Here is a 21,616-nt window from a genome sequence, read left to right as displayed (position 1 = left end):
AGCTCAGCCGGATCAGGAGCCCACGAAGCATTTGCCGCTGGCAAGTACCGGAAGGACTGTGACGGTCACCGCACCTTCGCGAACCTGCCCGATGACGCAGTCCTTGCCCTGCAGCACGGCGGCTTCGATGGCGTCCGCCTCCAGCCCGGTGGGTGTGCGGCTTTGCGAGACCTGAAGCGCGGCCGGCGCGATGCCGGCCCCGGTCAGGGCGTCGCTGACCTGGGCAGTGGCAGGTTTCGGCGTTCCCGTGGCCAGTTTGGTCAGGGTATCCGTAACCGTCCGTTTCACCGTTTCGGTGGCGGCGGCAGCTGCGGCCGAAACCGCGCCGCCGGACGTGTTGGCCAGCGGTTCCCCGCCGGCATTACTGCCCGGCGTCGCGGAGTCCTTGGCCTGGACCGGTTGTCCGTCCGCACCGGGACCGGCAGCCGGGGCCGCCGGTGAGGGCCGGTTGCCGCTGCCACCGGCTGCAGGTCCGGTTCCGGACGGAGCAGCGGTGCACCCGGACAGGAGGCAGGCCAGCACTGCACATGCCAGGGCTGCGCCGGCGCGGTTGTACTGCCGTTTACGGGGGATGGGACGCATGGTGTCATTCTGCCATGGGTGATGGGACGGCCCGGCCCGGAAAACGGGCAGTGCACCAGAGCTCCCCTGGGACGCAGTGTCCGTCAAGGGCCTGCGGATGTGGGATGTTGGCGGGCGGACGGGTGTTGGCGGGCGGACGGAGGGCGGCCGGGGGGTGCCGCCATTCCGTCCGCCCGGGACTGGATGGGCAACGCTGATACCTGATACGTGGTTCCTAGACTTCGGCGAGTTCCCCCGTTTCCAGGTCAAGGGAGGCGAGACCGCCGTCGCTGTCCTCAATGACGACGGCGGGGTGGCCGGGATCCCCGGGGTGTTCATCTTCGCGGTCCTCCGGCTCGTCCGGGTCCTGGTCCAGCCCGGGGACGTCATCGGGGGCCGGCGGCTGCTCCACGAGGGAGAGCGCCGGCCTGGAAGCGGTGCGGATAAAGTTTGCCGACCCAAAGGAGAGGTCGTGCCCCACGGCATCGGCGTCAATGATGGCGGAGTGGTACACCCGCCCGTCCTTTTCCCACGTGCGGATCTTCAGTTTGCCCACCACGATGACCGGCTGGCCCTTCCTGATGCTGCACCCCAGGGTTCCCGCCAGCTGGCGGTAGCCCTGCACGGTGAACCAGTTGGTGTGCCCGTCGCCCCAGGTCCTGGATTCGCGGTCGAAGCGGCGGGTGGTGGAACCGATGCGGAAGGAAGCTGTTGCCACTCCCCCTGGCGTGGTGGAACTGGTTATCTCGGTGGCCACGAAGCCCCGGATGGTGATGGTTTCGCTCATGTCTACGTCCTGTCTGGATGGTGGCGCCTTTAGCAGGCATGACCAGCATCGCGCCGGACCACGTCGGGCAGGAGGGACGGGTTTGCCTATGTGGACAACGTCCGGGGGAAAGGCCGGTGTGGAGGATGAGTGGCGGCTGGATGACACCGCCGGCAGCCGGGCAATGTAAACTTTTTGAGGCGCCGGCCTGCAGGCCGGAAGCCAACGCCTCAGTAGCTCAGGGGATAGAGCAGCGGCCTTCTAATCCGCCGGTCGGGGGTTCGATTCCCTCCTGGGGCACCGCAGTGGATGGCGCCCCGGTCTTCGGACCGGGGCGTTGTGCGTGGCGCTACGCGTGCAGCCGGTGCGGCGCTTCCATCAGGGAGCGGATCACGCTTCCGGCTGCCCCCAAAAGGGCGCCCGACTCGCCAACGGCGGACATCGTCACCTGGCTGGATGCATATTTCCCTGGCGCATATTTGTCCAGGCTCGCCAGCAACGGGGCACGCAGCCATGGTTCGAGGACCGCGAAGTGGCCCCCAAGGACCACGGATTCGATGTTGACCACCCGCGCCGTCGAGGCGAGTGCTATCCCCAGGCAGCGTCCCGCACGTTCGACGGCGGAAACAGCCCGGGGCTCCCCGGCCCGCAGCGCCTGCAGCAGGGCGGACATGTCCGCGGAGCGGGAACCCCGATCCAGGGCCAGGCCGGCCGCGGCGAAAATGGCGTCCTGGCCGGCAACGGTCTCCAGGCAGCCGGTCCCGCCGCATGAACAATGCCCGCCGTCGGGGTCAACCACAATGTGCCCCACCTCGCCCGCGTGGCCGTGCGGACCGGTGAATAGCTCTGATCCGATGACTATCCCGCCACCGACGCCCACCTCGCCGGAGACGAAGAGGAAGTTCGACGCCCCGTCCGGCCGGTGCCGCAGTTCGGCGAGGGCTGCGGCGTTGGCTTCATTGAACAGCGCCACTCCAAGGGGAGCTTCGGGCAGCAGCGCCTCCAGGTCCAGGTCCGCATTGACCCAGCCCAGGTTCGGAGCGGTGAGCACCCGCGCCAGGGCCGGGTCAACGAGCCCGGGCACGGCAAGTCCGCCACCCAGGACCTCGACGCCGTGCTCCCCCGCCGTGCTCCTGACCCGGGCGGCCAGGGCTGCGAGCGCGGACAGCACCGGCGCGTCCGGGCTGTTGCGGTTGTCGCGTTCCTCTTCCTCCCGGACGAGGACGGTTCCGGCGAGGTCCACCACTGCCGCGGAGATGTAGTCGACGTTGATTTCCATCCCCATGACCGCCCGGCTGGGGCTGAGTTCCAGACCCACGCCGGGACGGCCCCGCCCCTGCGGGTTGAGGCCGATTTCGCGGACGATCCCTGCGTCAAGGAGGTCCAGCACCAGGCTGGACACTGATGCCTTGGTCAGTCCGGTGGCTCCGGCCAGCTGGGCGCGGCTGGGATGGACGCCTGGCGGAAACTCGGCGATTGCGCCAAGGACCAGTGCCAGGTTGCTGCGCCGGACATCCGCCACGCTTCCGGGGGCTGCGCCTCCGGGTCCCGCCACTGCAGGCGCCGGCATCACCATCACAAACCTCCCCGTCCAAGTTCCGACAGATTTTCCGGCTGTTTTCCAGCCGGGACTCTTGACCCAACCCTACGACGGCTCATATAGTTCAGGCAATAAACTAAAGCTTCGCACCTCCGCGGAGCCCGATCGCAAGGACGCATCATGACTCTTACGCCCACCCCCGCCGACAAATTCACTTTTGGTCTCTGGACCGTCGGCTGGACCGGCGCCGATCCGTTCGGCGTCGCCACCCGTGCCGCGCTGGACCCGGTGGAGGCCGTGCACCGCCTGGCAGAACTGGGCGCGTACGGCATCACGTTCCACGACAACGACCTTGTCCCGTTTGATGCCTCCGCCTCGGAGCGGGACCTGATCCTGAAGAACTTCCGCGCGGCCCTGTCCGAGACCGGGCTGAAAGTTCCCATGGTGACCACCAACCTGTTCAGCCACCCGGTCTTCAAGGACGGCGGCTTCACCTCCAATGACCGCTCGATCCGCCGCTTCGCCCTCTCCAAGGTCCTGCGCAACATCGACCTCGCCGCCGAACTCGGCGCCGAAACCTTTGTCATGTGGGGCGGCCGGGAAGGCAGCGAATACGACGGCTCCAAGGACCTGGCCGCCGCCCTGGACCGGATGAAGGAAGGCGTGGACACCGCCGCCGGCTACATCAAGGACAAGGGCTACAATCTGCGGATCGCGCTTGAGCCCAAGCCCAACGAACCCCGCGGCGACATCTTCTTGCCCACCGTGGGCCACGGCCTGGCCTTCATCGCCCAGCTCGAGCACGGCGACATCGTGGGCTTGAACCCCGAAACCGGCCACGAGCAAATGGCCGGGCTGAACTTCACCCACGGCATCGCCCAGGCCCTGTGGGCCGGCAAGCTCTTCCACATCGACCTCAACGGCCAGCGCGGCATCAAGTACGACCAGGACCTCGTCTTCGGACACGGGGACCTGACCAGCGCCTTCTTCACCGTGGACCTGCTCGAGAACGGCTTCCCCGGCGGCGGCCCTACCTATGACGGCCCCCGGCACTTCGACTACAAGCCCTCCCGCACCGATGGCTACGACGGCGTGTGGGAGTCGGCCAAGGCCAACATGTCCATGTACCTGCTGCTGAAGGAACGCGCCCTGGCCTTCCGCGCCGACCCGCAGGTACAGGAAGCCCTCAAGACCTCCGGCGTCTTCGAACTCGGCGAACCCACCCTCAACGCCGGCGAAACCACCGCCGACCTGCTGGCCGACGCCGCAGCATTCCAGGACTTCGACGCCGACAAGGCAGCCGAACGCTCCTTTGCCTTCGTCCGCCTCAACCAGCTCGCCATCGAACACCTCCTCGGCGCCCACTAGGCCATGGTGCTCGTCGCAGGCATCGACAGCTCCACCCAGTCCTGCAAGGTGGTGATCCGCGACGCGGATTCCGGAGCACTCGTCCGCCAGGGCCGGGCCACGCACCCTGCCGGCAGCGAGGTTCATCCGGACCATTGGTGGACTGCCCTTCAAAAGGCGGCGGCCGACGCCGGCGGGCTGGATGACGTCAGCGCCGTCTCGGTGGGCGGGCAGCAGCACGGCATGGTCTGCCTGGACAGCGACGGTGCCGTCATCCGCCCGGCGCTGCTGTGGAACGACACCCGCAGCGCCGGCGCGGCCGTGGAGCTCATCAAGGATGCCGGCGGCGGCGATCCCGCCGCCGGCGCCGAGTATTGGGCCCGCACCACCGGAACTGTCCCCGTTGCTTCCCTCACGGTGACCAAGCTGCACTGGCTGGCGGAAAACGAACCGGAGAATGCGGCAAAGGTGGCCGCTGTCTGCCTTCCGCACGACTGGCTGACGTGGCGGCTCGCCGGCTTCGGCCCGGGCAGCGGCGCCGAAGGGCTTGCCGCCTTGGCCACAGACCGCTCCGACGCATCAGGCACGGGGTACTACTCGACGGCGGAGGACAACTACCTTCCGGACGTCCTGTCCGCGGCGCTCGGCCACGTTCCTGCCGTCCCCAGGGTTCTTGGCCCGTTGGAGGCGGCCGGGCGGACTCCCGCAGGAAGCGTCCTGGCAGCGGGTGCCGGGGACAACGCGGCCGCCGCGCTTGGCGCAGGGGCGGGGTTGGGCGACGTCGTGATGTCCCTGGGCACATCCGGCACCGTTTTCGCCGTCTCGGAAACACCGGCGGCAGATCCGTCCGGACTGGTGGCGGGGTTTGCCGACGCTGCCGGGCACTACCTGCCGCTGGTCTGCACCTTGAACGCCACCCGGGTCTTTGATGCCACGGCGGCGCTGCTGGGCGTGGACCTGCCGGAGTTCAACCGGCTGGCCCTGTCTGCCGGTTCCGGCGCCGGAGGGCTCACCCTGGTGCCCTACCTTGACGGGGAACGGACACCCAACCTGCCGGACGCCACGGGTACCCTGCACGGCATCACCCGTGCCAACTACACCCCGGCCAACCTGGCGCGCGCCGCCGTCGAAGGCGTGGTCTGCTCCCTGGCCGACGGCCTGGCGGCGCTGCACGCCCAGGGCGTGTCTGCCCGCCGGATCCTCCTGGTGGGCGGGGGCGCCCAATCCACCGCCGTGCAGGAAGTCGCAGCGGCCCTGCTGGGAACACCCGTCACAGTGCCGGAGCCGGGTGAGTATGTTGCCGACGGCGCGGCACGCCAGGCAGCGGCGGCCCTCACCGGACGTTTCCCTGCATGGGCTGCTGGCGCCGTCAACCTTCCACTGGGGAAGGACGACGGCGGCGTGCTGGCCCGGTACCGGCGGTTCGCCTCGCTGTATACCCAGGGCAGCAACAGGTAACAAAGAAACAAAGGGACCCGGACCCGCGGTGGGCATCCACCGCCGGTCCGGGTCCTTTCCATGTGGGGCGCAGGCTCCTGCCAGTCATGTTGGGAACGTGGCAGGAGCCCGCGGTCTTGGGTCAGGTCAGGCGTACGGGAGGACGAGCTCCGCGTAGCGCTCCTTTACCGTGGCCAGGACGGTATTGCCGTCCGTGTCCCAGATCTCCTGATTGAAGATTTCCACTTCGATGTCGCCGGTGTACCCGGCATCCCGCACCCAGGTGCCGATGGTGGCAAAGTCCACCACGCCGTCGCCCATGTAGCCTCGGGACAGCAGCGGATCGGCCGCGATGGGCATGTTGAAGTCGCACACCTGGTAGGAGGCGATGCGGCCCTCCCGGCCGGCCCGCTCGATCTGCGCCTTCAGTTCCGGGTCCCACCAGACGTGGAAGGTATCGACGGCGACCCCCACCGTTGAGGCGTCGAAGGGCGCTGCGAGGTCCAGCGCCTGGCCCAGGGTGGAGATGAGCGCGCGGTCAGCCGCATACATCGGGTGCAGCGGTTCCAGGACCAGGCGTACGCCGTTTTCCTGCGCAAACGGAACCAGGTCGGCGAGCCGGTCGGCGACGCGCTGGCGGGCTGCCACCACGTCCTTCTCCCCCGGGGCCAGGCCGCCGACCACCAGGAAGAGCTCCCTGGTGTCCAGTGCCACGGCTTCCAGGATGGCTGCCTTGTTGTCCGCGAGCGCGGCCGCCTGGCCCTCTGGATCGGGGGCGGTGAGGAATCCGCCGCGGCACAGCGAGGAGACACGCAGCCCGGCGTCCTTGATCAGTCGGGCGGCCTTGTCCAGGCCGGCCTCCTCCACCCGGTCCCGCCACGGTCCGATGGCGGGGATCCCGGCGTTGACGCAGCCCTCGACGACCTGGGCGAGCGTCCACTTCTTGGTGGTGGCACTGTTGATGGAGAGGCGGGAGAGGTCGCTCATACTCCCACCCCGTTGATCCGCAGGTAGTCCGACATCCGGAAGGCTGCCAGCGCCGGGTCCCTGAGCAGGCCGGCCTGGTCGGCGAGTTCGAAGGTCCTGGCCAGGTGGCATACCGAGCGGCCGGAGTGCAGGCCGCCCACCATCTGGAAGCCGGGCTGCTTGCCGTTGAGCCAGGACATGAACGCGATGCCGGTCTTGTAGTAGAACGTGGGGGCGCTGAAGATGTGCTTGCCCAGTTCGCGGGTGGAGTCCAGGATCTCCCGCGCCTTCGCCGGGTTGCCGGCGTCATAGTTCTGCAGGGCCACCGAGGCGGCGGGATAGATCGCCGCGAAGATGCCCAGCAGGGCGTCCGAGTGGTGGCTGCCGTCGCCGTCGATCAGTTCGGGGTAGTTGAAGTCGTCCCCGGTGTAGAGGCGGACGCCCTCGGGCAGTGCCGCCCGCAGGGCAACTTCGTGGCCGGCATCCAGCAGCGAGACCTTGACGCCGTCCACCTTGTCCGCGTGGTCCCTGATGAGGCCCAGGAAGGTTTCGGTGGCGGTTGCGACGTCGTCCGAGCCCCAGTAGCCGGCGAGCGCGGGATCGAACATGGTGCCCAGCCAGTGCAGGATGACCGGCTGGTCCACTTCCTGCAGCAGGGTGGAGTACACCCGCAGGTAGTCCTCCGGGCCGCCGGCGACCCTGGCCAGGGCCCGGGAGGCCATCAGGATGACCTTGGGTCCGGCCTCGGCAACCATGGCAATCTGCTCGCGGTAGGCCTCGAGCACCGCCTGGATGCCTGCTTCGCCGGTGGGCAGTGCAGCGGTGTCCAGCTGGTCGGTTCCGGCGCCGCAGGAGACGAGGTCACGGACGGACTTGCCGGCGGTGGCCGGGTTGTTGGCGGAAACCACGGATGCGGCTTCCACTCCCGTGCGCTTGATGAGCTGCTGCGTCGCTGCCCAGTCCAGGCCCATGCCGCGCTGGGCTGTGTCCATGGCATCGGCGACGCCCAGCCCGTAGGACCACAGTTCGTGGCGGTACGCCATGGTGGCGTCCCAGTCCAGGCGGGCCGGGGCACCGGGCGTATTGTCCGCCAGCACCTCGGGGATGACATGGGCGGCCGCATAGGCGCGCCGTGCAGTCAGGGGCGCAGTGGGCCGGGCCCAGGCGGTGCCGCCCTGAAGGCGGTACTCCCTGGTTCCGCCGTCTTCGGAGGGAAGGATGAGGGACGTCATTAGAGGGTGATCTCCGGGATATCGATGGTGCGGCGTTCGCCGCTGGACTGCAGGCCAAGTTCGGCGAGCTGGACGCCGCGGGCGGCGGACAGCAGGCCGAAGCGGTGCTCGCGGCCGGCCACGACGTCGCGGAGGAACTCTTCCCACTGCAGTTTGAAGCCGTTGTCCAGGTCGGCGTTGGCGGGAACTTCCTGCCACTGGTCCCGGAAGGATTCGGTGACGGGCAGGTCCGGGTTCCATACGGGCTTGGGGGTGTGTGCGCGCTGCTGGGCGACACACTTATTCAGGCCGGCGACGGCGGAACCGTGCGTGCCGTCCACCTGGAATTCCACCAGTTCGTCGCGGTACACGCGCACTGCCCAGGAGGAGTTGATCTGGCCGATGACTTCGTCTCCGGCCGGAGTCTCGAGTTCGAAGATGCCGTAGGAGGCGTCGTCGGCGGTGGCCTTGTATTCCTTGCCGGCCTCGTCCCAGCGGGTGGGGATGTGGGTGGCCGTCTTGGCGTTGACGCTCTTGACCTTGCCGATGATGCCCTCGAGGACGTAGTTCCAGTGGCAGAACATGTCCGTGGTCATGCCACCGCCGTCCTCCTTGCGGTAGTTCCAGGACGGACGCTGGGCTGACTGGATGTCGCCTTCGAAGACCCAGTAACCGAATTCGCCGCGGATGGAAAGGATGCGGCCGAAGAAGCCTTCATCCACCAGGCGGCGGAGCTTGACCAGGCCGGGCAGGTACAGCTTGTCGTGGACAACACCGGCAGTGACGCCGGCTTCCTTGCCGACGCGCGCCAGTTCAATGGCCTCCTCCAGCGTTTCCGCCGTGGGCTTCTCCGTGAAGATGTGCTTGCCGGCCAGCATGGCCTTCTTCAGGGTGGCGGCGCGGAGGCTGGTCATCGAGGCGTCGAACACGACGTCGACAGTGGGGTCGCTGATCACGGCGTCCAGGTCGGTGGACCATTCGGAGACCTTGTGCTTTTCCGCCAGCTCGCGGATCTTGGCCTCGTTGCGGCCCACCAGGATGGGTTCAACCTGGACCCTGGTTCCGTCCTCGAGGGTGAAGCCGCCGGCATCGCGGATGGGCAGGATGGAGCGCAGCAGGTGCTGGCGGTAGCCCATCCGGCCGGTAATGCCGTTCATGGCGATGCGGATCGTTTTGGTTTCGTAGCCCATGTGTCCTCCACGGTGAGTGAGCAATGTACTGAAGGTGTCTGGGAAAGCGCGTTCCCGCTGCTTCAATAATGCACGGCGCGCTTTCCGTTGGCAAGCGCTTTCCGGAAGTAGTTTGAACTGTCATAATGTGCTTAGCCTTTGAGCCCGTACCGACCACCAGGAGATGCAGTGGCTGCAAGTACCCTTACCGAGGTGGCCCGCCTGGCCGGCGTCTCGCCCGCCACCGCTTCCCGCGTGCTGAATGGCTCGGCCCGTAAACCGGGCAAGGACATTGCCGACCGCGTCCGGCAGGCAGCTGAATCGCTGGGCTATATCCCCAACGCCCAGGCGCAGGGCCTGGCGAAATCCAGCTCCGGCCTGATCGGCCTGATTGTGCATGACATTGCCGACCCCTATTTCGCGGCCATCGCCAGGGGCGTGCAGGAAGCCGCCCGGGAACAACGCAAAATGGTGCTGCTCGCCACCACCGGAGGCGGCCCGGCCGAAGAGAAGGAAGCAGTGGCCGCCTTCGCGGCGCGGCGCGCGGACTCCATTGTGATCGCCGGTTCCCGTTCCTGCCGGGAAGAGGACCGGGAGGGCAACGCCGAACTGGCTGCCGAACTTGACCGCTACTGCCGCAACGGCGGCCGGGTTGCCGTGGTGGGACATCCCGTCGTGGGTGCAACCGCTCCGGAGGGGTACCACGTGGTGAAAGTCCCCAACCAGGAGCTGGCCGGGCAGCTCGCCGCCGGGCTTGCGGAAGGCTGGGACGGCGACTTCGTAATCATCGGCGGCCCAGAGGGCCTCCTGACGTCCGATGACCGTGTCCGCGGCTTCCAGGAAGGGTTGGAGCGCGCCGGGCGGCGGCCGGCAGAGGTGCTCCGCACGGCCTTCAACCGGTCCGGTGGATATGAGGCAGGACTTCAACTGGCCGCCAGGATCAAAGCAGCCCAGTCCGGGGACGGGGCTCCACCCAGGCTGTGTATTTTTGCGGTCAATGACGTCATGGCCATCGGCGCCGCAGCAGCCCTGCGGTCCGAGGGGCTGCGGATCCCCCGCGACGCAGCCATCGCCGGCTTTGACGACATTGAAACCCTCCGCGACTTCCGCCCCGCCCTGTCCACTGTCCGGTTGCCCCTGGAAGACATCGGGCGCCTTGCCACCAGGGCCACTGGCCGGAATCCGGCCTACGGCGACGGCGGCGAGGTGGAGGCCGCCGCTCCCGGCGGCATCACCGGAGAGGTAACCCTGCGGCGCAGCACGGAAGCGGCAGCCTGATGGCACCGCGGGGACTTACCGCGGTGGCCGCCCGTTCCGGCGCCGCGGGCCCGCGTCCTGCCATCCTGGTCCTGCCGGGCGGGGGCTATGCCCGCCAGGCAGACCACGAAGCCGAGCCGGTGGCAGAATGGCTTGCCGCCCTGGGGATCCACGCCTTCGTCCTCCGCTACCGGGTGGCCCCGGACCGGCACCCGGCCCCGCTGGAAGACGCCAAGGAAGCCATGCTCCACATCCGGAACGGGGAGCACGGGCTCCCCGTGGACGCGGAGCGCGTCGGCGTCCTGGGATTCTCCGCGGGCGGGCACCTGGCCGCCACCTTGTGCACGGCGGCTGCCACGGGGAAGCCGGACCTCGACAATCCCGCGGCGGTGCCGGATCTTTCGGTGCTGTGCTACCCCGTGGCGTCCCTGACCCACGAAGCCCACCAGGGCTCGGTGGCCAACCTCCTTGGCGACGCACCGCCGTCGGCCCTCCTCACGGCACTCTCGGCGGAGCTGAACGTCACGCCCCGCACACCGCCGGCATTCATTTGGCACACCGCCGACGACGAGGCCGTCCCGGTCAGCAACAGCTTGAACTATGCCAGGGCACTGATTGCTGCCGGCGTTCCGGCGGAACTGCATGTTTTCCCGGAAGGACGGCACGGGCTGGGACTCGCAGCCGGAGAACCAGGGCCCGGGCAATGGACGTCCCTGTGCGCGGCGTGGCTGCAGCGCGCCGGATGGGCCGGCTCCCCGGCGGGCACGGCAGCAGGAAACTGAGACCGGCCCTGCCGGTGGCCGGAAGGGCGGCCTGCTAGGGCAGCGCCCGGATGGTCCAGTCCGCGGAATGTGATGCGCCGGGCTGCAGGTGCACCAGGTCCGTGCCGGAATGCAGTGCATCCGGAGGGCACGTCATGGGCTCAACGGCCAGGCCGAGCCGGTCCGGGCCGGCAGGCTTGTCCCCCGTATGCACCTGGACCCAGGGCCACTCCGCCCCCCATTCCAGTTCCACGCCGGTCCCCGACGGATCCAGCACCCGGACGCGTGCCAGGCCGGCGGCGTCCCGGGAGATGTCCGTGAAGGCGTGGTCGATCTTCACCTTTCCCAGCCGGCGGGGCGAGCGGAAGTCGAAGGCACCTGCGCCCACCTCCCGCATCCCCACGGGAAGCAGCCGGTCCGGCGTGACCTCCAGGTAGGCAGCGGCCGGAAGTTCCAGCGACCAGTCATCCAGCGGGGAGGGCCCGGCCACCAGGTAGGGATGCGGGCACACCCCGTAGGGCGCGGCAACGGGGCCGGCATTGACGGCCAGGACGGTGCTGTGGAGCCCGTCAGCGGAAAGCGAGTAGGTGACACTGAGGTCCAGGTCGGCCGGGTACTCCGGGCCTGACGGGATGCGGCAGCCCAGGACCGCCCGGTCCGCGGCCGCCTCCAGCACCCTCCACGCCTGATGGATGGCCAGGCCGTGCAGCGCGGCGCCGCGTTCGGGTTCGTTGACGGCGGCCGTGTACGGTTTCCCGGCATAGGTGTAGGTGCCGTCGGCCAGCCGGTTGGGCCAGGGCGCGCAGATGACGCCGCGGTAGTCAGGCACGGGGCCTTCGGGCCCGAAGCCCACCACCAGGTTCCGGTTCCCGTGGCGCAGTTCGCGGAGCGCCCCGCCGCGCCGGGTGACGACGGCGGAGTAGGGTCCGTGGGCGAGGTGGATCTCGGTGCCGGGCATGGATTCCCCCAGGTTCTGATTGTGTTAGCGCTCACCAGCGTACCCCACCCCGGCCCTTGGCGGGTGGCTAAAGTTGGCCCCATGGACACCGCCGCCGACCAGGAGCTCATCGCCGCCGTCAAAGGCGCGCTCCGGGAACTCGCCAACCCGGAGCGTGCCACCGGCGCCCAGGCCTACATGAGGTCAGCGATTCCCTCGCTGGGCGTCCGGGTTCCGGACGTGCGGCGGATCGCGGCCCGGGCTGCGGCTGACTTTCCGCCCGCCTCTGCCGGGCAACTGCGCGCCACCGTACTGGAGCTCTGGCGCACCTCCACCTTCCGGGAGGAACGGTATGCGGCCATAGACCTGACCGGGCACCGGCTGGTGGCCCAGGACCTGGACATGCTGCCCGTCTACGAGGAGATCATCCGCACCGGCGCCTGGTGGGATTTCGCGGATGGCGTGTCCGGCCGGATCTGCGGGCTGCTGCAGGCGCACCGGGCCCCGGTGTCGGCAACCCTGAGGCTGTGGAGCCACGACCCCGACCGTTGGATCCGCAGGGCCTCCATCACGTCGCAACTGCGTGCGAAGAAGGACACTGACACCGCGTTGCTGGCGGCCGTCATTGAGCCGAACCTGGCGGACCGGGAGTTCTTCATCCGGAAGGCGATCGGCTGGGCCCTGCGCGAATATGGCAAGACGGCGCCAAAGTGGGTGGAAGCCTTCGTCGCCCGGCAGGGACCCGCCATGAGCGCGTTGTCACGCAGGGAGGCCCTGCGCGGGATCGCCGCCGTACCGGCGCCGCAGTAGTGCGCCTGGCAGATGGGCGTACGGCTAGATCACGGGACGTTCGACGACGGGCTCGTGCGTTTTGCGGAACAGCCTGCGGGTGCCGGGGTCCCAGAAGATCAGGTACAGGGCGAACAGGAGAGCCGTCAGCGCCGCGGCGATCCGTGCCAGGGCAAGGGCGAAGCCCAGATCCTGGGTCTGCAGGTAGGGGAAGACGTCCAGCTGGTCCGAAATGGCGTAGATCATGAAGAACGACACCACGAAGTACAGGGCCTTGACCTGCCAGTCATTGCGGATCCCGGTCACGGCGAAGAGCGGGATCAGCCAGACGACATACCAGGACTGGATGATGGGGGCCAGCAGCACCACGGCGGCGAAACCGAGGGCCAGCCGGCGCATCAGCCGGTCGTAGTCCCCCTTGAGGATCTGCCAGGCGACGATGCCCACGGCAAGCAGCTTCCCGGCGTCGAACACCCAGCCCGCCGGCACCGACCCGTCCAGGCCGAACGCGTTGGCCAGCGATCCCACCACCATGCCGATCAGCCCCACCGGGGCATACCAGATGGAGATGCTGCCGGGAGCGGACAGCCCGTTGATCCAGCCGAAGCCGAATCCGTTGACCAGGCTCATCGCGGCCAGGAGCGCGAGGCTGATGCCGGCCGTCAACGCCCAGAAGGCAGCCTTCCGCAGCCAGCCAGCATTCTTCCCTGCCCAGAGGAGGCCGATGAACGGCAGGAAGACGATGGTGATGGGCTTGACGGCGATGGACAGGGTCACGATCACAATGCCGAGGATTTCCCGGCGGGTGGCGGAGTAGTACAGCCCCGCCAGGGCCAGCCCGATCATCAGGGAGTCGTTGTGCACGCTGGCGATGAAGTTGGTCAGGAAAAGCGGGTTCGCCACGGTCAGCCAGAGGGCACGGTGCGGGTTGACGCCGTGAAGTTCCGCGAGCCGGGGCACGTAGATGACGCACAGGACCACGCCGGCCACCGCCACCAGCCGGAACAGCATGACGCAGGCCTCCGGCTGGACGTTGGTGGCCCAGACGACAAATTGTTCAATCCACAGGAACAGCTGGCCGTAGGGAACCGGGGCTTCGGTCCACATCTTGTCCGCGCCGAGCTGGAAGTAGTTGGACAGGGCGGAGATGCCGTTTTCGTAGGGGTTGAAGCCCTCCACCATCAGCCGCCCCTGCCCGATATAGGCGTAGACGTCACGGCTGAAGAGCGGCACGCTGAACATCATGGGAAGCCCCCACGCCGCAAGCGCGGCCAGGGTGGCCCGCCGCGCCTGCGGTCCCCACACCCGGACCTTCTGGCCAAGGCGCAGCCAGGCGCGCACCAGCAGCATGCCCCCCACCGCCACCAGGACGATGGACAGGGCCACGCCGGGGGCTTCAGTGCGCATCCAGATAAACAGGGGCATGCGGCGCAGTTCCGATACCGGGGCCAGCCAGCCCACGCCGAAGGATCCGAACAGCATGAACACGGACCCCAGGAAACCGACAAGCAGTGGCGAGCGCGGATTGTCCACCTCGGCACTGCCCGTTCCAGCACTGCCGGCCGCCGCCATCTCCCCCGTTGCGGGCACAGGCGCCGTCATCTCAGGATTGTCCAATCTTCTTGCGTTTCCGCGGTTTGCCCGGCGCGCCGCACGGGCCGGCCAGGACATGGTTCAGGGCGGAAGGGCGACCCGCCGCGTACCCGAAATCCTAGCATCGGCAGGGGGTCCGGGAGTGTAACGGTAGGCTGGTCCGGTGCCTATATCTAACGAACGAATCGTCTGGATCGACTGCGAAATGACCGGTCTGGACATCAAGAACGACGCCCTCATCGAGGTGGCAGCCCTGGTCACCGATTCGGAACTGAACATCCTGGGTGACGGCGTTGACGTGGTCATCAAACCCGACGACGCCGCGGTTGCACAGATGTCCGACTTCGTCCGGGACATGCACACCAAGTCGGGGCTGCTGGCGGAACTTCCGCACGGCAAGACGATGGCAGAAGCCGAGGCCGCGGTAATGGAGTACATCTCCGCCTGGGTTCCGGATCCACGCAAGGCGCCGCTGGGCGGCAACTCGGTGGGCACGGACCGCGTGTTCCTGTCGCGGGACATGCCCGCCGTGGTGGAACATCTCCACTACCGGGTCATCGACGTCAGCACCATCAAGGAGTTGTCGCGCCGCTGGTACGCGCGTGCCTACTTCCAGTCACCGGCCAAAAAGGGTGGACACCGCGCACTCGGGGACATCAAGGATTCGATCGATGAACTGCGGTACTACCGCGAAGCCGTCTTCGTCCCCGCGCCCGGACCTGACAGCGCCACCGCCCAGAAGATCGCCCAGGGAATCACCACCGGCGGGTCCGCCGGGCAGTCCGGGGAGTAATCTGCGCCACGTTTCGGTGAAATTTGGCGAAAATCGCTAAAAGTGGACAAAGCACTCCTTCCGAACAGGTAAGCTATTTGAGTTGCGTTTCCAGGGAGCCGCTAAGGCGGATTTCACTTGAAGCACATGGTGGGCGTAGCTCAGTTGGCAGAGCGCCTGGTTGTGGTCCAGGAGGTCGCGGGTTCAACCCCCGTCGCTCACCCTCACGGGGCGGCACATGCAGCCGTCAACATGGGAGGCCGCACCGGATATCCGGTGCGGCCTCCTTTGTTGTGCCCCACCGGGGGTACGCGCAGGAAAACCGGGGACACCGCGAAAGCCGAGGGACAACTGATATGACCGTTCTGCCAATCACCATCTGGGGCGAGCCTGTCCTGCACCGGCGCGCGGCCGAGGTGGAGGTTTTCGACGACGAACTGCGAACCCTCATTGCCGACATGTTCGAAACCAACGAAGCCGCGCATGGCGTGGGCCTCGCCGCCCCGCAGATCGGCGTGGGCAAGAGAATCTTCGTTTACAAGTACGCCAACGACGATGGCGCTCCCCCAAGCGGTGTACTGGTGAATCCCGTGCTGACACTGTCCAAGGTCTCCGGCGCGGCGCCCGACCCCGACGAGGAGGAGGAGGGCTGCCTTTCCTTCCCCGGTGAGCAGTATCCGCTCAAGCGGGCCGAATGGGCCCGGGTGGAGGGGTTCGACGGCTTTGGAAACCCGGTGAAGTTTGAGGCAACGGGCTGGTTCGCCCGGGTAATCCAGCACGAATACGACCACCTGGACGGAAAGCTGTATGTCAACCGGCTGATTGACCGCTATTCCCGCAAAGCCAGGAAGCAGGCGAAGAAAAACGGGTGGGGCGTGCCGGGGTTGACGTGGATGCCCGGCGTGGACCCGGATCCGTTCGGCCACTGACAAGTTCGGCCACTCATCCCTTCCGGTCCCCGTCAGCGGGCAGTGATGGTTTCCTGCCGGGGGCAGGAGCCGAGGACACGCTTCATGGCGTCCTTCTCGGCAGCCGTCACCCACAGGCCGTAGGCGGCCTTCACAGAGATCTGGCGGGCCACGTAATGGCAGCGCAGTGCGGTGTTCTTCGGCAGCCACGTGGCGGCGTCCGCTGCGCTCTTCTGCTGGTTGGCAGCGCCGTCCGCGGCAATCAGGTTCAGGGGGTCGTTTGCCAGGCTCTGGCGTTCCTTGGGCGCCAGGCCCTGGGCCCCCTTCTGCCAGGCATCCCCGAGCGCCACCACATGGTCGATCTGGACAGCCCGGCTGCTGTCTGAACCGCGCTGGAAGTCCACGTCCTGGCCTGTATAGGGTTCCCGGAAGTGACCGGCCGTTACCTTGCAGGTGGAGCCTTCGGCGAACACCACGCCGGCAAGGTCCCGTCGCAGGATGTCATTGCGGGTATCGCAGCCGTTCCTGTCGACATCCAGCCACGCCGGGCCGAAGGCCTCGCGGCTGTAGCCGGTGTTCGGTGCCCGGCCCTTCACGGCGAGGCCGTCGAGTGCAGAGAGGGCACTGCCCGCCGGTACGGGGTTTGGTTCCTGCACCGGTTTCATCCACTGGGCATCGAAGACCGGCGCCTCGGTCGGGCCCTCCGGCGCCGGCCCTGCGGCTGCAAACTGTCCTGCGGTGAAGAACCACGACAGGGCAGCGACGATGCATACTGCGGCCGTTGCCAGCAGCGCCCAGGCCTGCCGGGAACGGCGGCGTGCGCGGCGGTAGGCAGCCCAGTGGACGGTCAAGGCGTCGACGCCGGAAGGGGAAAGTCAGGCACCCCAAGAGCCTAGGACAAAGGGCACCCCAAGCCGGTGATATCCACACTGTTGAGGACGAGTGATGGCTCACACGGCCGGCGCGGCCGCCTCTGGGCTACTGCTCCCTGGTGACCCTTCGAAGGTCTTCCTCGGCAATGGCCAGCAGTCCCTCGAGCTGGCGCACGCGGTCCTGGCTGACATCCCCGGCCGCGTGTGCGGCGCGGGCGCGTTCAAGCAGCCGCACTGCTTCCTTGTGGTTCGACTTGGCCACGTCCAGGGCGTGTTCGAGGGTGGTGTCGTGCTGAAGAGTCGATTCGTTGTCCATGCCACCAGTGTGGTCCCCTTTCCCGGCTGATTCCAGAGAACCAGCCGGGAATTCGCTGGACGTGGCGGACAGGGTCAGACCGCGATGGCGGCCAGGGCGGCGGCGCTTTCCTTGGCGGGGAACGACGGCGGGTTCACGCCGGCCATTTCCTCCATAACGCGCACCACCTGGCAGCTGTAGCCAAATTCGTTGTCGTACCAGACGTAGAGGACCAGGTTCTTGTCCGTGGAGACCGTAGCGAGTCCATCAACAATGCCGGCGCGGCGGGAGCCGACAAAGTCGGTGGAGACAACCTCGGGTGAGTCGATGTAGTCGATCTGCTTGCGGAGGTCCGAGTGCAGCGACATTTCACGGAGGTAGTTGTTGACCTCGTCCTTGGTGGTGCCGTTTTCCAGGCTGAGGTTCAGGATGGCCAGCGATACGTCCGGGGTGGGGACGCGGATGGAGCTGCCGGTCAGCTTTCCGAGCAGTTCGGGCAGGGCTTTGGCCACTGCCTTGGCGGCGCCGGTTTCGGTGATGACCATGTTCAGGGCTGCAGAGCGGCCGCGGCGGTCGCCCTTGTGGAAGTTGTCGATCAGGTTCTGGTCGTTGGTGAAGGAGTGGACGGTTTCCACGTGCCCTTGCACCACGCCGAACTTGTCGTTGATGGCCTTCAGCACGGGGGTGATGGCGTTGGTGGTGCAGGACGCCGCGGAGACGATCCGGTCCGAGTCTGTGATGTCCCGGTGGTTGATGCCGTGGACGATGTTCTTCAGCTCTCCCTTGCCCGGTGCGGTCAGGAGGACCCGCGCCACGCCCTTGCTCTGCAGGTGCTGGGAAAGTCCCTCGGCGTCGCGCCAGCGGCCGGTGTTGTCCACCACCAGGGCATCCTTGATGCCGTAGGCGGTGTAATCGATGGTGGCGGGGTCGTTGGAGTAGATGACCTGGATCTGCACGCCGTTGGCGGTGATGGTGTTGGCGTCCTCGTCGATCCGGATGGTGCCCTCGAAGGACCCGTGGACGGAGTCGCGGCGCAGCAGGCTGGCGCGCTTGGAGAGGTCGTTGTCGGAGCCGCGGCGCACCACGATGGCGCGCAGGCGCAGTCCGTGGCCGCCACCGGCCTTTTCGATGAGGAGGCGGGCCAGGAGCCGGCCGATGCGGCCAAAGCCGTAGAGCACGACGTCGGTGCTGGTGCGGTCATCGCCGCCCCGCTTGCCAACGATTTCGGCGAGCTCAGCGCGGAGGAACTCCTCCAGGGTGGCGCCGTTGCCTTCTTCCTTGAACTTCTGGTTCAGGCGGGCGATGTCGATCGCGGCAGCGCCCAGCTCCAGTCCGGCCAGCGTGTTCAGCAGGGGCGCGGTGTCCTCGAGGAGCAGTTCGTCCTTGCTCATCCGGCGTGCAAAGCGGTGCGCCTTGAGGATGTTCATGGTGGACTTGTTGATCAGGCTCCGGCCGTGGATGCTGGTGACCACGTTGTTTTCGCGGTACAGCCTGCCGATCACCGGGATCATGGCCTCGGCGAGGGCCTCCCGGCCCATCCACGTATCAAGACAAGAATCAGACGTCTGGCTCACAGAAATACCTTCCTCGGTTCAGCCGTGTACGTCCTCGTACACAGATGTAGGCCACCTGATGATGTCCAGGGGCACCCGCGCCTGCAGGGATGGCCCCCAGGCGCCTGGATCGCGTGCAAAGAAAAACCGCCGGTTGCGAACGCAACTTTCGGCGGTAGAACTCCTGCGTCCGGGATCCATTCTAATTTGGCCCGCCGCCGGGAACACGCTTGCGCTGCGTGAAATCACTCACATGGCCGGGATGCCCCGCAGCCGTGGTGTTGCCGGACTCAGTTGTGGACGGCTGAGTAGAGGTTCAGGCTGGCGGAAAAGACAAGCCAGGAAAAGTACGGCAGCACCAGGAGGCCGGCGGCGGCGTCCACCGGCCCGAAGCGCAGGATCAGGAATACCAAGGTTCCGGCGAGTGCGCAGATAACCCCGAACGCAGCCCAGAGAGCGGCAGCTCCGAGCATTGGGTACAGGGCAAAAAAGGCCGCCGGCCACGCCGCGTTGAGCAGCAGCTGGACAATGTAGCCTGCACGGGTGCTCCCGGTCAGGCCGCCCTTGCGCCAGACCAGCCACGCGGCTGCCGCCACGCCGGTGTACAGCGCCATCCAGGTGCTCCGGAACATCCACGGCGGCGGCATCCACGGCGCCTTCACCGAACCGGCGTACCACCCGTTGGAATTCAGGATGATGGGAACCGAAGCGATGACCCACGCCGCGGCGGACAGCGCCAGGAACCCGCCAAGCGCAACGACCTGGGAACGGATGCCGGGGACGCCGGCCCGGGCGGCGGGACGGGGATCAGGAATAACGGGCACGGTCCAGCATCCCCAACGCATCGCCCTAGGTCAAACGCGGAATGTGGATGGGACAGCCGGTACGCCGGGTTCTGTTCTCCCCTGCCGTTACCGGAAAGGGAGCGACGGCCATCCATCTACGAGTACCGTTGCCGGCACCCTCCAGCGGCCTACCCGGACACTCGGGCGGGCAGCCCTCGAACGTGTCCTGTCTGGCCTTGCTCCGGGTGGGGTTTACCTAGCCTTCCCGGTCACCCGGGAAGCTGGTGGTCTCTTACACCACCGTTTCACCCTTACCTGCCCTTCCCGGCCAAAGCCGGCAATGGAGGCGGTCTGTTTTCTGTGGCACTGGCCTGCGGGTTACCCCGAGTGGGCGTTACCCACCACCCTGCCCTGCGGAGCCCGGACGTTCCTCGAGCCACTTGCGTGACGCGCGGCCGCCTGGCTGTCCCATCCGCCGTCCAGTCTACCGGCGCCGCCACCCGCTTTTGCGCCGGTAGGATCGGACGGTGCTGATTCTGCTTCCCCCTTCCGAAGGCAAGACACCCGCGCTCCGGGGACCCGCCGTCGACTGGTCCACGCTCGGCTTTCCGGAATTGAACCCCTACCGCGCCAAGGTCCTCGAAGCGCTGGGAACCGTCAGTGCCCACCAGGACGCCCTCGCCCTGCTGGGCGTGGGCGCATCACTGCGTGAGGACGTGGAACGCAATACGCGCCTGGGCGCCGAGCCGGCAGCGCCCGCACACAGCATCTATTCCGGCGTCCTGTACGACGCCCTTGGCTATCGGAGCCTGACACCGGCCCAGCGGCGCAAGGCGGACGCGTCCGTCCTGGTGATCTCGGCCCTGTGGGGTGCCCTTCGCTTCGGCGACAGCGTCCCCGCCTACCGGCTCTCCATGGGCACGGCACTGCCCGACGTCGGCAGGCTGGCCCCGTTCTGGAAGACGCAGCTTGGCGAAACCCTGGGCAGCGCCGCCCGGGGGCACCTGGTGGTGGACTGCCGGTCCAGCACCTATGCAGCCGCCTGGGCACCGCCGCCGGAACAGACCGTGGCGGTCAACGTCTTCACCGAAACAGGTGGGGTCCGCAAAGTGGTGAGCCACTTCGCCAAGCACACCCGGGGGGAACTGGCGCGGCACCTGCTGGTACGGCGCGGTAAAGCCCCGGCGGCGCCATCGGACCTTTTGAAGGCTGCCCGCGAGAAGTGGGACGCAGAACTGGTGCCGGGCACGGCCCGCAGGCCGCACGCCCTGAACATCATCCTGCCGGGCTGATCCGGCCGGTCAGGACCACTCGTCCGAGCGGACCAGGATGGCGCCGGAGTCCGGGCAGAACACGATGTCGTCCGCGGCCGAAGCCTTGATCTCCGCGAGGTCGCCGGGGCTGAGCTTCATGCCGGAGGCTTCGGAGGTGCCGTGGAACAGCCGGGCCGCGCCCACTCCGCGCTTGGCAAGCGTCTTTTCATAAACCGCCAGCATGCCCGCCTCCAGGCCTGCAGCGAATGCGGCGCGCTGCGCGCGAAGCCCTGCCGCTTCCGTTTCCACCTCCGCGAGGGCCGCGTCAAGTTCGGCCCGGATGGTGGCAAAGGAGCCCTGGATGTCGTCGACAATCTGCTGCTGCGCCGCCTGCCGTTCCCGCAGGCTGTCCAGCCGCTCCATGACCTCCAGCTCCACGTCCTCAAGGTCGGAGCGCCGCTTGTTGAGCGAGGCGATGTCTTTTTGCAGTGCAACCAGGTCCTTGGAAAGGCCGGTGCCGCTGTTGAGCCTGGCCTCGTCGCGTTCGATCCGTGAAGCAACCTGTTCGACGTCGGCTTCCGCCCGCTTAAGCGCGGCCTCGGCATCGTGCACGGCCACCTTGGCTGCTCCCAGTTCACCGTTGGCGACAGAGAGCGCGGCTTCGAGGTCCTTGATGCGGGGATCGTCTTCCAGCGTGCGGCGGCGGTTGGTGAGGCCCTTCAGCCGGGCGTCCAGCCCCTGCAGTTCAAGCAACTTCAACTGTTCCGCCGGTGCTGCCTTGGCCACTGTTACCTCCGATAAATCCCTTCCGGCCGTGGCCGGGCACCGAACCGGCGCTTCCTAG

Annotated in this window: 21 protein-coding genes, 2 tRNA genes and 1 other RNA gene; 10 read left to right on the top strand and 14 right to left on the bottom strand. The window is 67.5% G+C overall.

Going from position 1 to position 21,616, the window contains the following annotated elements; genetic code table 11:
* Nucleotides 1-12: 12 nt before the first annotated feature.
* Together AC3ANU_RS10920 and AC3ANU_RS10915 are read right to left on the bottom strand one after the other, a co-directional pair.
* The gene (locus AC3ANU_RS10920; protein WP_488314524.1) at nt 13-582 is read right to left on the bottom strand and encodes a DUF6993 domain-containing protein; all 570 of its coding nucleotides are present in this window, start codon (nt 580-582) and stop codon (nt 13-15) included.
* 214 nt (nt 583-796) lie between these two features.
* A complete protein-coding gene (locus AC3ANU_RS10915; RefSeq protein ID WP_056390711.1) occupies nt 797-1,348 on the bottom strand; it encodes a single-stranded DNA-binding protein in 552 nt (183 codons plus the stop codon).
* A 206-nt stretch (nt 1,349-1,554) separates the two neighbouring features.
* On the opposite strand from AC3ANU_RS10915, the gene AC3ANU_RS10910 reads away from it, so the two are divergent.
* Nucleotides 1,555-1,627, top strand: a tRNA-Arg gene (locus tag AC3ANU_RS10910).
* Between the two features lie 49 nt (nt 1,628-1,676).
* Here the strand turns inward: AC3ANU_RS10910 and AC3ANU_RS10905 are convergent.
* Nucleotides 1,677-2,903 (bottom strand): ROK family protein, encoded by a 1,227-nt coding sequence (locus AC3ANU_RS10905; protein ID WP_056390715.1) that lies wholly within the window; start codon nt 2,901-2,903, stop codon nt 1,677-1,679.
* Between the two features lie 144 nt (nt 2,904-3,047).
* On the opposite strand from AC3ANU_RS10905, the gene xylA reads away from it, so the two are divergent.
* Complete coding sequence (xylA, locus tag AC3ANU_RS10900) at nt 3,048-4,235, top strand: xylose isomerase (RefSeq protein WP_144599806.1); 1,188 nt, start codon at nt 3,048-3,050, stop codon at nt 4,233-4,235.
* Between the two features lie 3 nt (nt 4,236-4,238).
* The gene (xylB, locus tag AC3ANU_RS10895) at nt 4,239-5,672 is read left to right on the top strand and encodes a xylulokinase (protein ID WP_478223278.1); all 1,434 of its coding nucleotides are present in this window, start codon (nt 4,239-4,241) and stop codon (nt 5,670-5,672) included.
* Between the two features lie 126 nt (nt 5,673-5,798).
* Here the strand turns inward: xylB and AC3ANU_RS10890 are convergent, their stop codons facing one another.
* The 3 genes from AC3ANU_RS10890 to AC3ANU_RS10880 are packed head-to-tail and all read right to left on the bottom strand — an operon-like array spanning nt 5,799 to nt 9,018.
* Nucleotides 5,799-6,638 carry a sugar phosphate isomerase/epimerase family protein gene (locus AC3ANU_RS10890; protein WP_056390723.1) on the bottom strand — a complete coding sequence of 280 codons (840 nt, stop codon included), beginning with the start codon at nt 6,636-6,638 and terminating at the stop codon, nt 5,799-5,801.
* Nucleotides 6,635-7,849, bottom strand: a complete 1,215-nt coding sequence (locus AC3ANU_RS10885; protein ID WP_488314523.1) for a dihydrodipicolinate synthase family protein — start codon at nt 7,847-7,849, stop codon at nt 6,635-6,637. Before AC3ANU_RS10885 ends, AC3ANU_RS10890 begins: the two co-directional genes overlap by 4 nt.
* Entirely contained in the window at nt 7,849-9,018 is a 1,170-nt protein-coding gene (locus AC3ANU_RS10880; protein WP_018769497.1) for a Gfo/Idh/MocA family protein, read from the bottom strand. The genes AC3ANU_RS10885 and AC3ANU_RS10880 overlap by 1 nt, the downstream gene beginning before the upstream one ends.
* 168 nt (nt 9,019-9,186) lie before the next feature.
* Here AC3ANU_RS10880 and AC3ANU_RS10875 point away from each other — a divergent pair, with 168 nt between their 5' ends.
* Nucleotides 9,187-10,275, top strand: coding sequence for a LacI family DNA-binding transcriptional regulator (locus AC3ANU_RS10875; RefSeq protein ID WP_488314522.1), 1,089 nt, complete (start codon nt 9,187-9,189; stop codon nt 10,273-10,275).
* Complete coding sequence (locus AC3ANU_RS10870; RefSeq protein ID WP_268003236.1) at nt 10,275-11,036, top strand: alpha/beta hydrolase; 762 nt, start codon at nt 10,275-10,277, stop codon at nt 11,034-11,036. Before AC3ANU_RS10875 ends, AC3ANU_RS10870 begins: the two co-directional genes overlap by 1 nt.
* Before the next feature lie 34 nt (nt 11,037-11,070).
* Here AC3ANU_RS10870 and AC3ANU_RS10865 read toward each other — a convergent pair whose 3' ends face one another.
* Nucleotides 11,071-11,973, bottom strand: a complete 903-nt coding sequence (locus AC3ANU_RS10865) for an aldose 1-epimerase family protein (RefSeq protein ID WP_488314521.1) — start codon at nt 11,971-11,973, stop codon at nt 11,071-11,073.
* Nucleotides 11,974-12,054: 81 nt separating this feature from the next.
* Here AC3ANU_RS10865 and AC3ANU_RS10860 point away from each other — a divergent pair, with 81 nt between their 5' ends.
* On the top strand, nt 12,055-12,762 hold the full coding sequence (locus AC3ANU_RS10860) for a DNA alkylation repair protein (protein ID WP_488314520.1): 708 nt from the start codon (nt 12,055-12,057) through the stop codon (nt 12,760-12,762).
* A gap of 24 nt (nt 12,763-12,786) precedes the next feature.
* Here the strand turns inward: AC3ANU_RS10860 and mptB are convergent, their stop codons facing one another.
* Complete coding sequence (mptB, locus tag AC3ANU_RS10855; protein WP_018769502.1) at nt 12,787-14,343, bottom strand: polyprenol phosphomannose-dependent alpha 1,6 mannosyltransferase MptB; 1,557 nt, start codon at nt 14,341-14,343, stop codon at nt 12,787-12,789.
* A 196-nt stretch (nt 14,344-14,539) separates the two neighbouring features.
* Between mptB and orn the strand changes: the two genes are divergently transcribed.
* The 3 genes from orn to def all read left to right on the top strand — a co-directional run bounded on the left by orn (nt 14,540) and on the right by def (nt 16,035).
* Complete coding sequence (gene orn, locus AC3ANU_RS10850; protein ID WP_018769503.1) at nt 14,540-15,127, top strand: oligoribonuclease; 588 nt, start codon at nt 14,540-14,542, stop codon at nt 15,125-15,127.
* 129 nt (nt 15,128-15,256) lie between these two features.
* Nucleotides 15,257-15,329, top strand: a tRNA-His gene (locus AC3ANU_RS10845).
* Nucleotides 15,330-15,462: 133 nt separating this feature from the next.
* Entirely contained in the window at nt 15,463-16,035 is a 573-nt protein-coding gene (def, locus tag AC3ANU_RS10840) for a peptide deformylase (RefSeq protein ID WP_018769504.1), read from the top strand.
* 32 nt (nt 16,036-16,067) lie between these two features.
* On the opposite strand, the gene AC3ANU_RS10835 is transcribed toward def, so the two are convergent.
* The 5 genes from AC3ANU_RS10835 to rnpB all read right to left on the bottom strand — a co-directional run bounded on the left by AC3ANU_RS10835 (nt 16,068) and on the right by rnpB (nt 19,990).
* Nucleotides 16,068-16,865, bottom strand: a complete 798-nt coding sequence (locus AC3ANU_RS10835; RefSeq protein ID WP_478223276.1) for an HNH endonuclease family protein — start codon at nt 16,863-16,865, stop codon at nt 16,068-16,070.
* Nucleotides 16,866-16,992: 127 nt separating this feature from the next.
* Nucleotides 16,993-17,202, bottom strand: coding sequence for a hypothetical protein (locus AC3ANU_RS10830; RefSeq protein WP_488314519.1), 210 nt, complete (start codon nt 17,200-17,202; stop codon nt 16,993-16,995).
* 74 nt (nt 17,203-17,276) lie between these two features.
* Nucleotides 17,277-18,719 (bottom strand): glyceraldehyde-3-phosphate dehydrogenase, encoded by a 1,443-nt coding sequence (locus tag AC3ANU_RS10825; RefSeq protein WP_488314518.1) that lies wholly within the window; start codon nt 18,717-18,719, stop codon nt 17,277-17,279.
* A 305-nt stretch (nt 18,720-19,024) separates the two neighbouring features.
* Nucleotides 19,025-19,558: a TspO/MBR family protein gene (locus tag AC3ANU_RS10820; protein ID WP_223991914.1), complete on the bottom strand. Its 534-nt coding sequence runs from the start codon at nt 19,556-19,558 to the stop codon at nt 19,025-19,027.
* A 44-nt stretch (nt 19,559-19,602) separates the two neighbouring features.
* Nucleotides 19,603-19,990, bottom strand: an RNA gene (gene rnpB, locus AC3ANU_RS10815) — RNase P RNA component class A.
* A gap of 56 nt (nt 19,991-20,046) precedes the next feature.
* Here rnpB and AC3ANU_RS10810 point away from each other — a divergent pair.
* Nucleotides 20,047-20,811 (top strand): YaaA family protein, encoded by a 765-nt coding sequence (locus tag AC3ANU_RS10810; RefSeq protein ID WP_488314517.1) that lies wholly within the window; start codon nt 20,047-20,049, stop codon nt 20,809-20,811.
* A gap of 9 nt (nt 20,812-20,820) precedes the next feature.
* Here AC3ANU_RS10810 and AC3ANU_RS10805 read toward each other — a convergent pair whose 3' ends face one another.
* Nucleotides 20,821-21,558, bottom strand: a complete 738-nt coding sequence (locus AC3ANU_RS10805) for a zinc ribbon domain-containing protein (RefSeq protein ID WP_018769510.1) — start codon at nt 21,556-21,558, stop codon at nt 20,821-20,823.
* Nucleotides 21,559-21,616 lie beyond the last annotated feature (58 nt).

It is taken from the genome of Arthrobacter sp. SDR-2R, from assembly GCF_057747955.1.
Note: the sequence above shows the minus strand (reverse complement) of the source record. Positions and strands in the feature narration are given on the sequence as shown.

What these genes read in the sequence shown, in the direction of transcription:
- xylA (WP_144599806.1), top strand. Translation starts at nt 3,048, where the DNA reads ATGACTCTTACGCCCACCCCCGCCGACAAATTCACTTTTGGTCTCTGG.
- AC3ANU_RS10920 (WP_488314524.1), bottom strand. Translation starts at nt 582, where the DNA reads ATGCGTCCCATCCCCCGTAAACGGCAGTACAACCGCGCCGGCGCAGCC.
- AC3ANU_RS10880 (WP_018769497.1), bottom strand. Translation starts at nt 9,018, where the DNA reads ATGGGCTACGAAACCAAAACGATCCGCATCGCCATGAACGGCATTACC.
- AC3ANU_RS10825 (WP_488314518.1), bottom strand. Translation starts at nt 18,719, where the DNA reads ATGGGCCGGGAGGCCCTCGCCGAGGCCATGATCCCGGTGATCGGCAGG.
- def (WP_018769504.1), top strand. Translation starts at nt 15,463, where the DNA reads ATGACCGTTCTGCCAATCACCATCTGGGGCGAGCCTGTCCTGCACCGG.
- xylB (WP_478223278.1), top strand. Translation starts at nt 4,239, where the DNA reads ATGGTGCTCGTCGCAGGCATCGACAGCTCCACCCAGTCCTGCAAGGTG.
- AC3ANU_RS10915 (WP_056390711.1), bottom strand. Translation starts at nt 1,348, where the DNA reads ATGAGCGAAACCATCACCATCCGGGGCTTCGTGGCCACCGAGATAACC.
- AC3ANU_RS10865 (WP_488314521.1), bottom strand. Translation starts at nt 11,973, where the DNA reads ATGCCCGGCACCGAGATCCACCTCGCCCACGGACCCTACTCCGCCGTC.
- AC3ANU_RS10885 (WP_488314523.1), bottom strand. Translation starts at nt 7,849, where the DNA reads ATGACGTCCCTCATCCTTCCCTCCGAAGACGGCGGAACCAGGGAGTAC.
- AC3ANU_RS10905 (WP_056390715.1), bottom strand. Translation starts at nt 2,903, where the DNA reads ATGGTGATGCCGGCGCCTGCAGTGGCGGGACCCGGAGGCGCAGCCCCC.
- orn (WP_018769503.1), top strand. Translation starts at nt 14,540, where the DNA reads ATGACCGGTCTGGACATCAAGAACGACGCCCTCATCGAGGTGGCAGCC.
- AC3ANU_RS10890 (WP_056390723.1), bottom strand. Translation starts at nt 6,638, where the DNA reads ATGAGCGACCTCTCCCGCCTCTCCATCAACAGTGCCACCACCAAGAAG.
- AC3ANU_RS10870 (WP_268003236.1), top strand. Translation starts at nt 10,275, where the DNA reads ATGGCACCGCGGGGACTTACCGCGGTGGCCGCCCGTTCCGGCGCCGCG.
- AC3ANU_RS10830 (WP_488314519.1), bottom strand. Translation starts at nt 17,202, where the DNA reads ATGGACAACGAATCGACTCTTCAGCACGACACCACCCTCGAACACGCC.
- mptB (WP_018769502.1), bottom strand. Translation starts at nt 14,343, where the DNA reads ATGACGGCGCCTGTGCCCGCAACGGGGGAGATGGCGGCGGCCGGCAGT.
- AC3ANU_RS10860 (WP_488314520.1), top strand. Translation starts at nt 12,055, where the DNA reads ATGGACACCGCCGCCGACCAGGAGCTCATCGCCGCCGTCAAAGGCGCG.